Source organism: Pseudoduganella umbonata (assembly GCF_014192225.1).
Lineage (GTDB): Bacteria > Pseudomonadota > Gammaproteobacteria > Burkholderiales > Burkholderiaceae_D > Rugamonas > Rugamonas umbonata.
This window is the reverse complement of record NZ_JACHXS010000002.1, coordinates 1-12,447: the sequence shown is the minus strand read 5'-3', so window position 1 is coordinate 12,447 and position 12,447 is coordinate 1. Positions and strand designations below refer to the sequence as shown.

The following is a 12,447-nucleotide window of genomic DNA, read 5'->3' as shown; positions in this document are numbered from 1 at the left end:
ATGGAGCATGGCCGCCGGCAGTTGCTGCTGACGGGCGCGCGCGTCGCCAGCCTGGCCGCGCTCGGCCCCGCGCTCACGTGCGCGGCGGCACCGCGCAACGCGCCGTATCCGTTCACGCTCGGTGTCGCCTCGGGCGCACCGCTGCCCGACAGCGTCGTGCTGTGGACCCGCATCCTGTTCGACCCGCTCGAGGCTCGCAGCACGCCGCCGGTGGCGTTCGCGGTGCGCTGGGAAGTTGCCGAGGACGAGGGTTTCCGCCGCATTGCCGCCCGTGGCAGCGCCACCGCCAAGCCGGCGCTGGCGCACAGCGTGCACGTGGACGTGAAAGGCCTGCGGCCGGACCGCTGGTACTGGTACCGTTTCATGCTGGACGGTGCGGTCAGCCCCGTGGCGCGCACCCGCACCGCGCCGGCGCCAGGCGCCCTGCCCCGCTCGCTGAAGCTGGCCGTGGCGTCGTGCCAGCATTGGGAGTTCGGCCACTACACGGCGCAGCGCCATCTCGCCCAGGCCGCGCCGGACCTGGTGGCCTTTCTGGGCGACTATATCTACGAATGGGGTCGCTACAGCCTGGACCATCCCGACCGGGCCATGCGCCGCGACGAGAGCTTCACGCTCGACCAGTACCGCGCCCGCTATGCGCAGTACAAGAGCGACCGCGACCTGCAGGCCGCGCACCATGCGGCGCCGTGGATCATGACGTGGGACGACCACGAAGTGGCCAACGACTACGGCGCGCTGCGCGACGAGCTGCTGACGCCGGACTTCGCGGCGCGCCGCGCGGCCGCTTACCAGGCTTACTGCGAACATCAGCCGCTGCGCTTCAGCGCCAGCGGATTCAGGGATGTACGCATGTACCAGCGCTACGACTGGGGCGCGCTGGCGCGCTTCCACGTGCTGGACAACCGCCAGTACCGCTCGCCGCAGGCATGCGCACGGCCCAATCGCGGCGGTTCCAACTCCGTCTACCGCAACGCTTGCGCGATGCTGGCCGATGGCAGGCGCACGATGCTGGGTTCGGCCCAGGAGACCTGGCTCCAGAATGGCCTGAAGAGTTCCAGGGCGCGCTGGAACGTGCTGGCCCAGCAAACCCTGATGGCGCAGTCGTCTCAGGTCGAGATCCGCCGCGCCAGCGACGGCCGCTTCTGGACCGACGGCTGGGACGGCTACCCGGCCGCGCGACAGCGGCTGCTGGATGCGATACGCGGCAGCGGCGCCGCCAACCCGCTGGTGCTGTCCGGCGACGTGCACACGTTCTATGCGGCCGAGCTGCGGCGCGATCCGACCCGGCCCCGTTCATCCGGCAATCCGGTCGTGGCGACGGAATTCTGCGGTACGTCGATCACGTCGAGTTCGCGGCCGCAGGCACGCACCGCGCAGTACGTGGCGATGAATCCGCACATCAAGTACGGACGCAGCGACCGGCGCGGCTACATGCTGATGGAGATCACGCCGGAACGGACGTCGGTGCTGTTCGAGGGGCTCGACGATGTGCGCAACAAGGCCAGCGGAGTGCAGACGCTGGCCCGGTTCGCGGTGGAGGATGGCAAGGCGGGATTAGCGACAGCCTGAGGAGGTTGCAGGCTGTCCCCAGAGTTGCCTGTATCAGAGGGGACTGTCCCCGGTGTTGCCTGCTTGGGGACTGTACCCGGCTTAGTACCCCGGCTGTCGCAACCAGGCCTTCCGAAAATTACCCGTCAAGCAGCCTTCTTCTCGTCCCGCAGCTGCCGCCGCAGGATCTTGCCCACGTTCGTCTTCGGCAGGTCGTCGCGGAACTCGATGTACTTCGGCTTCTTGTACGCCGTCAGCTCGTGCTTGCAGAAGTCCATCAGCGACTCCGCCGTCAGGTTCGGATCCTTGCGCACCACGAACAGTTTCACGGCTTCGCCGGAATTCTTGTCCGGCACGCCGATGCACGCGCATTCCAGCACGCCCGGGTGCGCGGCCACCACGCCTTCGACTTCGTTCGGATACACGTTGAAGCCGGAAACGATGATCATGTCCTTCTTGCGGTCGACGATCTTGGTGTAGCCCCGCTCGTCCATGATGCCCACGTCGCCGGTCTTGAAGAAGCCGTCGGCCGTCATCGACCTGGCCGTTTCGTCGGGGCGCTGCCAGTAGCCGGCCATCACCTGCGGGCCGCGGATGGCGATCTCGCCGGCCGTACCGAGCGGCACCTCGTTGCCGTCGTCATCCAGGATCGCCACGTCGGTGGATGGGATGGGCAAGCCGATGGTGCCGGTGAACTCGCTGATGTCGACCCGGTTGGCGGTGGCCACCGGCGAAGTTTCGGACAGGCCGTAGCCCTCGATGATCGGCGTGCCGGTCAGCTTCAGCCACTTGTCGGCGACGGCCTGCTGCACGGCCATGCCGCCGCCGTTGCATACTTTATAGCTGGAGAAATCGAGCCGGGCGAAGTCCGGGTTGTTCAGCAGCGCGTTGTACAGCGTGTTCACGGCCGGGAAGACTGTCACGCGGTATTTCGCCAGTTCCTTGACGAAGCCGGGAATGTCGCGCGGGTTCGGGATCAGCACGTTCAGGCCGCCCAGGCGCATGCCCATGAAGGCGGAAATCGTCAGCGAATAGATGTGGTACAGCGGCAGCGCGCAGACGAATACCACCTGCTCCTGCTGGGGCCCCATGTGCAGCCAGGCTTCGTTCTGCAGCACGTTGGCCACCACGTTCCGGTGCAGCAGCACGGCGCCTTTCGAAACGCCGGTGGTACCGCCCGTGTATTGCAGGAAGGCGATGTCGTCGTGGCCGATCCTGGCCGGGTGCAGCGTCATGCGGCCACCTTCGGCCAGCACCTGCTTGAACGACACGGCGCGCGGCAGCGAGAAGGCGGGCACCATCTTTTTCACGCGGCGCACGACGAAGTTGACGATCGCGCCCTTCACGCCGCCCAGCAGGTCGCCCATCGTGGCCACGATCACGTGCTGCACCGGGGTTTCGTGCAGCACCTGCTGCACCGTATTGGCGAAGTTTTCCAGCACGATGATCGCTTCGGCGCCGGAATCCTTCAGCTGGTGCGCCAGCTCGCGCGGCGTGTACAGCGGATTGACATTGACCACCGTATAGCCGGCGCGCAGGATGCCGGCCATCGCCACCGGGTATTGCAGCACGTTCGGCAGCATGATCGCCACGCGCGCGCCCTTCTGCAGGCCCTTGCCCTGCAGCCAGGCGCCGAACTTGCGGGACATCTGGTCGACCTGCGCATAGGTAAGGAACTTGTCCATGCAGACGTAGGCCTTTTCATCGGCATACTTGCGGAACGAATCCTCCAGCAGATGCGTCACCGAGGTGTATTGCGAGACGTCGATCTCGGCGGGTACGCCTTCGGGGTAGGATTTCAACCAGATTTTTTCCATGCAGTGCCTCTTTCTTTGTTATTCGGGAATCCCTTGTGGGGATGCCTCATGCAGCTTCCTGGGTGCCGGCCGTGACTTCGTCTCGCAATACACGCCGCAGGATCTTGCCGACATTGGTTTTGGGGAGTTCGTCGCGGAACTCGATGTATTTCGGCTTCTTGTAGCCGGTCAGGTTTTCCTTGCAGTAGGCCATCAAGGCATCGACGGTCAGCGTCGGGTCCTTGCGCACTACGTACAGCTTGACCGCCTCTCCGGAATGCGCGTCAGGCACGCCGATGCAGGCCACTTCGAGCACGCCCGGGTGCGCGGATACCACCGCTTCGAGCTCGTTCGGATAGACATTGAAGCCGGAGACAAGGATCATGTCCTTCTTGCGGTCGACGATCTTCACATAGCCGCGATCGTCCATCACGCCCACGTCGCCCGATTTGAAATAGCCGTCGGCCGTCATCACCTTGGCCGTTTCTTCCGGCCGGTTCCAGTAGCCGGCCATCACCTGCGGGCCGCGGATGGCGATCTCGCCGGGCTGGCCCAGCGGGACTTCGTTGCCGTCGTCATCCAGGATCGTCACCTCGGTCGACGGGACCGGCAGGCCGATCGTGCCGGAAAACGCGGTACTGTCGGCGCGGTTGCAGGTGGCCACCGGCGCCGTTTCCGACAGGCCATAGCCTTCGATGATCGCCACGCCTGTCGCCTTCAGCCACTTGTCGTTGACGGCCTGCTGTACCGCCATGCCGCCGCCGTTGGCGATCTTCAGGCCGGAAAAATCGAGGTGGTGGAAATCGGGATGGTTCACCAGCGCGTTGTACAGCGTGTTCACGGCCGGCAGCATGTTGAACTTGTATTTCGCCAGTTCCTTGATGAAGCCGCCGATGTCGCGCGGATTGGGAATAAGGATGTTCAGCGCCCCCATGCGCATGCCCCACATCGCGCAGGCCGTCAGCGCGAAGATGTGATACAGCGGCAGCGCGCAGACGATCGACGGCTCCTCGACGCGCGGCTCCTTGACCAGGCCCGGTTGCGACCAGGCTTCCACCTGCAGCACGTTGGCGATCACGTTCCTGTGTGTCAGCGTGGCGCCTTTCGAGACGCCCGTGGTGCCGCCGGTGTACTGCAGGAAGGCCACGTCGTCATGGGTGATTTCCACCGGCGTGAGCTTCATGGCCGACGCATGCGACAGCGCCTCCTTGAAGCGCACCGCGTTCGGCAGCGAATACGCCGGCACCATCTTCTTCACGTTGCGCACGACGAAGTCGACCACCAGGCCCTTGGCCATGCCCAGCATCTCGCCCATGCTGGCGACGATGATGTGCTTCACGGCCGTGCGGGTAATCACCTGCTCGAGCGTATGGGCGAAGTTTTCCAGGATGACGATCGCTTCGGCGCCCGAATCGGCCAGCTGGTGCTCCAGCTCGCGCGGCGTGTACAGCGGATTGACGTTGACCACGGTGTAGCCGGCACGCAGCACGGCGGCCAGCGCGACCGGATATTGCAGCACGTTCGGCATCATCAGCGCCACGCGCGCACCCGGCTTCATGCCGCGGCTCTGCAGCCAGGCGCCGAGGCGTTTCGAATAGGTATCGAGTTCACCGAAGGTGATGAACTTGTCCATGCATACGAATGCCTTGCGGTCCGCGTATTTCTGGAATGACTCTTCCAGCAGATGTACCAGGCTGCGGTACTGGTTCGGATCGATCTCGGCAGGAACGCCGGATGGGTACGACTTCAACCAGATCTTGTCCATGCTGTGCCTCTTGTCTCCGTTTATTGCAGGGCGATCGTGGATTGCCCCGCTGTCATGGGCCGCCAGTTGCACAGGGCTGGCGGGCTGTCGCGGTGTCGACTTCCAGAAAAACGAACGCTCGTACTATCTTTGAGCTAAGATGCTATCGACAGGCGGTGCCGTATGCAAGCGCTTTTTGCGGCCCGCCCTTTGCATTCCACCTGCAGCCCACCTTTTGCGTGCGTCGCGATGCCGGGCCGAGGCTTACCTGCAATGCAAGCCGGCAGCGGAACGCGTCAGTGGCCGCCTGAGGTCCTGGCTTCTTTTTCTGCCACGACGGTCACGGCGGCGGGCGTCGCGGAACGCGCGAGCTCGGCAAGCCGTTCACTGCGCTCGACGGACGGCAGGTTGCTCATGCGTTGCACTGCAGCATAGAAACGTGGGAACGTCTTTTCCTTTGCCAGCAACGCCTTGAAGCCGGGCAGGAGATCATTATAGGTGGCGACAGCTGCCAGGTGGGCGTTCGTCAATTTTTCGGCGAAGAAGCGGTCGTAGCCGGCGTAGCCGCCCCAGCTTTCCTTGAGCACGGCATATTCCTTGTGCAGCGATGCGAAGATGCGCGCTTTTCCCTCGCGCTTCTTTTTCACGCTGGCCTTGCCGGCATACAGCTCGGAGAGCATCTGGCGATGCCTGACGAGCAGCGCCAGGAACTCCTTGCGGCGCATGCTGTAGCGGGCATACGCTTCGCGCATTGCCTCGTTGCCGTACAACTCGAGCCAGCGGTCGACACCCGCTTCCTCGACGGCAGAGGCAAACGCTTCGTTGAAGCGCGAATCGCCGGGAACGTACACGACCTGGTGGGCCAGTTCGTGGAACACCATGCGGGCCAGTTCCGCGTCCGAGTAATTGATGAAGGTGGACAGCAGAGGGTCGCTGAACCAGCCCAGCGTGGAATAGGCTGGGACGCCGCCTACCTGCACGTCGTCGCCTTCCTTGCGCAGCTCTTCCGCATAGGCCATCGCGTCTTCCTTGCTGTAGTAGCCACGGTAAGCCACGCAACCGGCGATCGGGAAGCACCACTGGATGGGACGCAAGGAGAGTTCCGGTGTGGCGACGACGTTCCACAGCACGAACGGGCGATTCAGGGCCGCATATTGCTTGTAGCTGGCGTTGTCGGGCAAGCCCAGTTCGCGCACGGCGAACTTGCGGATCGTGACAGCCTTTTCCAGGCGCGCACGCAGTTTCGGTTCAGTGTTGGGATCGCCCAGCCAGTCGTCGACGGAGCGCGATTCGGACCACAGCGAATACTGGCCCTGGGCTGCCTGGAAGTAGTACTTCATCTGCGCGCAACCGGCCAGCAGAGCCGCGCACGAAAGCCCCGCCACCAGATACTTGGCACGTATGTTTAAACGGGCAATCTTGCGCATGCTTCCTACTCATGAGACACGTTCGACTTGAACCAGTGTATCGTAAAAAGTCGGCGCGCGGCCCATGTCGGTCAGGCGCTGGCTCGTCACCTCGTTGGCATTCTTGCCATCGCGCGCAAGCTTTTTCCACCAGATCGACAGGCCCACCACGAGGCCTTTGCGGGCCTTTTCCGTGACCCGCGCCTTGCACACGAACGAGCCACGATCATTGAAGATGCGCACCATATCGCCGTGATTGATGGCGCGTGTTGCCGCATCGTCAGGATGGATGTCGAGCTGCGGCTCGCCCTCGGTGGCGCGCAGGCTTTGCACATTGACAAAGGTGGAGTTCAGGAAGTTGCGCGCTGGCGGAGATATCATCGCCAGCGGGTATTTTGCCGCGAGATCGGGGGTAGATGCTGCCGATTCGTAGTTTTCGATGTAGGCCGGCAAGGGGTCCAGGCCATCCGCCTTCATTGCTTCCGAAAAGAATTCGCATTTTCCCGAAGGTGTGGGGAATTTGCCATAGGCAAATGGTGCATCCGGCATGTTCAGCTTTTGCCAGCCCTTTTGCTTTAACGAATCCCAGTCAAAATGAATTGATCTTGCATCATCTTTCCGGAATGCCTGGGATGCCAGTTCGTCGTCGGTCTCCGCGAAGCACGGATCCGTGAAGCCCATGCGGGCTGCCAGCAGCCGGAAGATCTCCGTGTTCGGTTTCGCTTCGCCCAGCGGCGCGATGGCCGGGTTATTGGCCATCATGTACAGGTGTCCGTAAGCCAGGTGCGCGTCGGCGTGTTCCAGTTGCGTGGTGGCGGGCAGCACGATGTCCGCGTAGTCGACGGTATCGGTCTGGAATTGTTCCAGCACCACCGTGAACAGGTCTTCGCGCGCGAACCCGGCCTGAACTTTCGACGAATCCGGCGCCACCGCTACCGGGTTCGAGTTGTAGACGATGACAGCGTCCACGCGGGGTCCGAACTCCGGCGATGCAGGGCGCAGCAGGTCGTCGCCGATCGTCGTCATGTTAATCGTGCGGGGCAGCTTTTTCAGCAGGTCCGGGCGCTGCAGTGCGGGCTTGTTGGTCGGGAAGGAGCCGGACGTCGACAGCTGGATACCGCCTGCCGCGTGCCGCCACGCGCCCACGAGCGCAGGCAGGCAGGCGATGTTCCGTACCGCCATGCCGCCGCCGCGCACACGCTGCACGCCGTAGTTGACGCGGATCGCCACCGGCTCGCCGGCCTTTGCAGCCTGGCCGTACAGGCGCGCCAGTTCCAGCACCTGTTCTTCCGGAATGCCGCAGGTGGCGGCGGTCCGTGCCGGCGTCCATTCCGCCACGCGTTCCCGCAACTGCTCGTAGCCCAGCGTGTACTGCGCGATGTAGTCGTCGTCGACGAGATTTTCGGCAATCAGCACGTGCATCATGCCCAGCGCCAGCGCGGCATCCGTGCCGGGCATCGGCGCGACGTGCAGGTGGCACTTCTCGGCCGTCAGCGAGCGGTAGGGATCGATCGCCACCAGCTTCGCACCGCGCCGCTTGGCTTCCTGCGCGCGCATCCAGAAATGCAGGTTCGACGCGATCGGGTTGCCGCCCCAGATCAGGATCACTTTCGCGTCCTGGAAGTGTTCCATATCGGTGCCGATCGAACCGCCGATCGTGTACTTGTAGCCGGTGGCACCGGCCATCGCGCAGATCGTGCGGTCGAGCAGCGAGGCACCCAGCTGGTGGAAGAAGCGCGACGACATCGATTCGCCCTGCAGCAGGCCCATCGTGCCGCAGTAGCTGTAGGGCAGGATGGCTTCCGGTGCCGTCTGCGCCAGCGGCTCGAGGCGGGCGGCAATCGCGTCCAGCGCCTCATCCCAGCCGATGCGTTCGAACTTGCCCTCGCCCTTCCTGCCGACCCGGCGCAGTGGATACAGCAGCCGGTCCGGCGAGTAGGTACGCTCGGCATAGCGGGACACTTTCGTGCACAGCACGCCGGCCGTGGTGGGATGGTCGGGATCGCCCTTGATCTCGGTGGCGACACCGTTTTCAACGGTGACGAGGATGGCGCAGGTATCGGGGCAGTCGTGCGGGCAGGCGGCACGCACTTGGGTAGCGGTCATGGCGGCGGCTAAAACGGAGAGGAACAATCCGCTATCGTAAACCATCCGGCAGACAGCCGCGCGGGGTGGCCGCGGGACCGTTACAAAGGCTACAATGTTCCTTCGCTCATTGGCGTGCTGGCGTAGGCGCCCTTATCCGGGGCCGCAAGAGAACAACTGGGAGAGGCAAATGAAACTTGTAGAACCGATCATTGCATTTCAGGCCGAGCTGCAGGAGATCCGCCGCGACCTGCATGCCCACCCCGAACTCTCCTACGAGGAAGTGCGCACCGCCGACGTGGTGGCCGCCCGGCTCGCCGAATGGGGCATCCCCGTGGTGCGGGGCCTTGGCGTGACGGGCCTGGTCGGCATCATCAAGAACGGCACCTCGGACCGCGCGATCGGCCTGCGCGCCGACATGGATGCGTTGCCGATGCAGGAAGTGAACACTTTCCCGCACGCCTCGCGCCACCCTGGCAAGATGCACGCCTGCGGCCACGACGGCCACACGGCGATGCTGCTGGGTGCCGCCTACCACCTGGCACGGCAGCGCGATTTCGACGGTACCGTGTATCTGGTGTTCCAGCCTGCCGAGGAAGGCGGTGCCGGCGCCCGCAAGATGATCGAGGATGGCCTGTTCGAACGCTTTCCGATGGAAGCCATCTACGGCATGCACAACTGGCCCGGCTACGCGGCCGGCACGATGAACGTCTGCACGGGGCCGATGATGGCGTCGTCGAACGAATTCCACGTGACGGTACGCGGCAAGGGCGCGCATGCGGCCCAGCCGCACAAGGGCGTCGACCCGGTGATGATCGCAGTGCAGATCGCGCAGGCATGGCAGACGATCATCACGCGCAACAAGAGCCCGCTGGACACGGCCGTGCTGTCGATCACGCAGATCCACGCCGGCAGCGCCACCAACGTGATTCCCGACACGGCCCAGCTGGTAGGCACCGTGCGCACGTTTACGACACCGGTGCTGGATCTGGTCGAGCGCCGCATGCGCGAGCTGGCCGAAGGTATCGCGGCGGCGTTCGAGGCCGACGTCGACTTCCAGTTCAAGCGCAACTATCCGCCACTGGTGAACCACGAGAAGGAAACCGCCTTCGCCGTGGAAGTGATGAAGGCCGTGGTGGGCGAACACAACGTGGATGCCAACGCCGAGCCGACGATGGGTGCCGAGGACTTCGCCTTCTTCCTGCAGGAAAAGCCCGGCTGCTACATTTTCATCGGCAACGGCGATGGCGACCACCGCAGCGGCGGCCACGGCATGGGCCCCTGCGTGCTGCACAACGGCAGCTACGATTTCAACGACAACCTGCTGCCGGTGGGCGCCAGTTTCTGGGTGCGGCTGGTGGAGACCGCCCTGCCCTTGCGCTGAGTTCGGCTATTTAGCCCGGCTATAAAGCCCGCTTCTGAAGCCCGCTTCTAAAGCCCGCTTCTGAAGCCCGCTTCTCAAGCTTCATCCATACGTCAAGCCGTCGGCAACTGGTCCGGCGCATCGCCCACGCGCTGGCCCGGATTGAGCCGCTCCAGCGCCAGCAGCGCGGCCGCATGATCGGCTTGCGGATATAGATCCCGGATCGATTCGTAACGCTCCGTCACCAGGCTGGTGACCGGCAGCGCGATGCCGGCCGCGGCTGCCGCGGCCAGGATGTTGTGCTGGTCTTTCAGTTGCGTGGCAACCTGGCCGCCGGGCAGGAAGTTCCGCTCCAGCATGCGCTGGCCATGCACCTCGAGGATGCGGCTTTCGGCAAAGCCGCCCCGGATCGCCGCGCGCACGGCGGCGGGATCGGCACCCGCGGCCTGGGCCAGCAATAATGCTTCGGCAACGATATTGATGGTGCCGCCGACGATCAGCTGGTTACACAGCTTCGACACCTGGCCGGCACCGGCCGGGCCGACCCGGGTGACGCGCCCCATCGCTTCGAAGGCTGGACGGGCGTAGTCGATGTCCGCCTCGCTGCCGCCGGCCATGATCGCCAGCGTGCCCGCCTGGGCGCCGCCGACGCCACCGGACACCGGGGCGTCGACAAAGCGGCAACCGGCTGCCGCGAGGCGGGTGTGGAATTCCTCGGCTTCGGACTGGCGCGTGGAACTCATGTCGATCCACAAGGCGCCCGGGCGCAGCAATGGCAATGCGTCGTCGATGACAGCGCTCACCACCGGGCCAGCCTCCAGCATCGAGATGACAATGTCGGCCTCATGCACAGCCTCCGCCAAGTGCGGCACGGCGACGGCACCTTCCGCCGCAAGACGCTCGGCCTTGCTGAACGTACGGTTCCAGGCGTGAACGGGCAGCCCGGCCTGCAACAGGCGGCGCACCATCGGCTCTCCCATCAAGCCGATACCGAGAAAAGTTATTTTCGTCAAGAATTCCACCTTATTTCCACTCCGCGTTTTATTTCGAAATATTGCCTGATTTACAGCCATATCGGGGGTGCGATACGGTTTGGGTGCCCGTCAGCTTAAATCGGCCGAGGCCGCTACAATAGCCGGATTGCCGTATCGATTATGCATACAGCATGTCACTTGAGAGAACATGAACATGAAGAAAATGATCGCGGCCGTGGCCGCACTGCTGGCGGCCAACGCCGCATTCGCGGCCGAAGGCCAATTGATCGACGGTGTGTACGGCGAAGCCGCCACCGCATCGAAGATCCGCATGGCGCGTGTGGGCGTGACCAAGGACTGGAACCCGAACTGGAGCTGGTTCGATTCCGGCAACACGCACCTGACCGGCTACTGGGATGCCAGCGCCGGTTACTGGCAGGGCCGCCAGTACAACAACGTCCCCGGCGACAAGCAGCATATCGTCGATATCGGCTTTACGCCGGTATTCCGCTTCGAGAACAAGAGCAAGCTGGGCTTCTATGCCGAGATCGGTATCGGCGCGCACTTGATGTCCGAAACCTATAACAACAACGATGACCGCCTGTCGACGGCGTTCCAGTTCGGCGACCACATCGGCATTGGCTATGTGTTCAACAAGAACTGGGAAGTAGCGGTGAAGATGCAGCACTTCTCCAACGGCAGCATCAAGAAGCCGAACAGCGGCGTCGATTATGGCGTGGTGAAGCTGGCTTACCGGTTCTGATTCACGCCCGCGCATGACCAAGGCCCGCCTCGTGCGGGCCTTATTTTTTCCGCAGGCTCTGCACGGACCGTGGCAAGCAGTTGAACAGCCGGATCAGCATGTGCAATTGCCAGGGGAATATGCACTGCGCCTCGCGCCGGGCAATGGCGGCAACCATCCGGCTCACCGCCCGGGCCTCGGTTTGCAGGAAGGGCTTGCGCCGCGCGTCGCCGCCGTTCAGTTCGCGCAGGTGGGCCGTGTCGACATAGCCGGGCATGAGCTCAAAGCAAAAAACCCCGCCAGCACACGCTAGCGGGGTTTTGTTATATGTAGCCTGACGGCAAAACCGGTGACAGCTACCTATTATTTTGAAACATTTCCTGGAAACTGGTGCCTGGAAGGAGAGATGGCTTGCAGGCCATCTCCGCTGCGCAGGCGAAGAGCGATGCTCCTCGAATTCCCTGCTACGCCACCGGTTTCCGGGCAACAAAACCTGAGTTCCAAAGCAAAAAACCCCGCCAGCACACGCTAGCGGGGTTTTTCTATATAACAGCCTGACGATAACCTACTTTCACACTGGTTGCAGCACTATCATCGGCGCAAAGTCGTTTCACGGTCCTGTTCGGGATGGGAAGGGGTGGGACCGACTTGCTATGGTCATCAGGCATGACTTGTACGATCGATTGCTCTCAGTGGAGCAGCAATCGATCTCAATCCGGAAGAAGTAAAGCGAGGGTAACTCTCATCAAAGAGTAAATGCACTGTAACCGTCAAGGTTATAGGGACAAG

At 63.4% G+C, this 12,447-nt stretch carries 9 protein-coding genes and 1 rRNA gene; 3 read left to right on the top strand and 7 right to left on the bottom strand.

Annotated elements, in window-relative coordinates:
- A complete protein-coding gene (locus FHS02_RS05115; RefSeq protein WP_137315059.1) occupies nt 1-1,569 on the top strand; it encodes an alkaline phosphatase D family protein in 1,569 nt (522 codons plus the stop codon).
- Between the two features lie 125 nt (nt 1,570-1,694).
- Here the strand turns inward: FHS02_RS05115 and FHS02_RS05110 are convergent, their stop codons facing one another.
- The 4 genes from FHS02_RS05110 to FHS02_RS05095 form a co-directional block, all read right to left on the bottom strand.
- On the bottom strand, nt 1,695-3,365 hold the full coding sequence (locus FHS02_RS05110; protein WP_137315060.1) for a long-chain fatty acid--CoA ligase: 1,671 nt from the start codon (nt 3,363-3,365) through the stop codon (nt 1,695-1,697).
- Nucleotides 3,366-3,411: 46 nt separating this feature from the next.
- A complete protein-coding gene (locus FHS02_RS05105; RefSeq protein ID WP_137315061.1) occupies nt 3,412-5,109 on the bottom strand; it encodes a long-chain fatty acid--CoA ligase in 1,698 nt (565 codons plus the stop codon).
- 275 nt (nt 5,110-5,384) lie between these two features.
- The gene (locus FHS02_RS05100) at nt 5,385-6,515 is read right to left on the bottom strand and encodes an aminopeptidase (protein WP_137315062.1); all 1,131 of its coding nucleotides are present in this window, start codon (nt 6,513-6,515) and stop codon (nt 5,385-5,387) included.
- A 9-nt stretch (nt 6,516-6,524) separates the two neighbouring features.
- Nucleotides 6,525-8,600, bottom strand: a complete 2,076-nt coding sequence (locus FHS02_RS05095) for a molybdopterin-containing oxidoreductase family protein (RefSeq protein WP_137315063.1) — start codon at nt 8,598-8,600, stop codon at nt 6,525-6,527.
- Nucleotides 8,601-8,769: 169 nt separating this feature from the next.
- Between FHS02_RS05095 and FHS02_RS05090 the strand changes: the two genes are divergently transcribed.
- Nucleotides 8,770-9,963, top strand: coding sequence for a M20 aminoacylase family protein (locus tag FHS02_RS05090; protein ID WP_137315064.1), 1,194 nt, complete (start codon nt 8,770-8,772; stop codon nt 9,961-9,963).
- 92 nt (nt 9,964-10,055) lie between these two features.
- Here the strand turns inward: FHS02_RS05090 and FHS02_RS05085 are convergent, their stop codons facing one another.
- Complete coding sequence (locus tag FHS02_RS05085; RefSeq protein ID WP_260115629.1) at nt 10,056-10,955, bottom strand: NAD(P)-dependent oxidoreductase; 900 nt, start codon at nt 10,953-10,955, stop codon at nt 10,056-10,058.
- Between the two features lie 169 nt (nt 10,956-11,124).
- On the opposite strand from FHS02_RS05085, the gene FHS02_RS05080 reads away from it, so the two are divergent.
- Nucleotides 11,125-11,679: an acyloxyacyl hydrolase gene (locus FHS02_RS05080; RefSeq protein ID WP_137315066.1), complete on the top strand. Its 555-nt coding sequence runs from the start codon at nt 11,125-11,127 to the stop codon at nt 11,677-11,679.
- A 40-nt stretch (nt 11,680-11,719) separates the two neighbouring features.
- On the opposite strand, the gene FHS02_RS05075 is transcribed toward FHS02_RS05080, so the two are convergent.
- Together FHS02_RS05075 and rrf are read right to left on the bottom strand one after the other, a co-directional pair.
- Nucleotides 11,720-11,935: a hypothetical protein gene (locus tag FHS02_RS05075; RefSeq protein WP_137315067.1), complete on the bottom strand. Its 216-nt coding sequence runs from the start codon at nt 11,933-11,935 to the stop codon at nt 11,720-11,722.
- 275 nt (nt 11,936-12,210) lie between these two features.
- Nucleotides 12,211-12,323, bottom strand: a 5S ribosomal RNA gene (gene rrf, locus FHS02_RS05070).
- Nucleotides 12,324-12,447 lie beyond the last annotated feature (124 nt).

What these genes read in the sequence shown, in the direction of transcription:
- FHS02_RS05115 (WP_137315059.1), top strand. Translation starts at nt 1, where the DNA reads ATGGAGCATGGCCGCCGGCAGTTGCTGCTGACGGGCGCGCGCGTCGCC.
- FHS02_RS05110 (WP_137315060.1), bottom strand. Translation starts at nt 3,365, where the DNA reads ATGGAAAAAATCTGGTTGAAATCCTACCCCGAAGGCGTACCCGCCGAG.
- FHS02_RS05105 (WP_137315061.1), bottom strand. Translation starts at nt 5,109, where the DNA reads ATGGACAAGATCTGGTTGAAGTCGTACCCATCCGGCGTTCCTGCCGAG.
- FHS02_RS05100 (WP_137315062.1), bottom strand. Translation starts at nt 6,515, where the DNA reads ATGCGCAAGATTGCCCGTTTAAACATACGTGCCAAGTATCTGGTGGCG.
- FHS02_RS05095 (WP_137315063.1), bottom strand. Translation starts at nt 8,600, where the DNA reads ATGACCGCTACCCAAGTGCGTGCCGCCTGCCCGCACGACTGCCCCGAT.
- FHS02_RS05090 (WP_137315064.1), top strand. Translation starts at nt 8,770, where the DNA reads ATGAAACTTGTAGAACCGATCATTGCATTTCAGGCCGAGCTGCAGGAG.
- FHS02_RS05080 (WP_137315066.1), top strand. Translation starts at nt 11,125, where the DNA reads ATGAACATGAAGAAAATGATCGCGGCCGTGGCCGCACTGCTGGCGGCC.
- FHS02_RS05075 (WP_137315067.1), bottom strand. Translation starts at nt 11,935, where the DNA reads ATGCCCGGCTATGTCGACACGGCCCACCTGCGCGAACTGAACGGCGGC.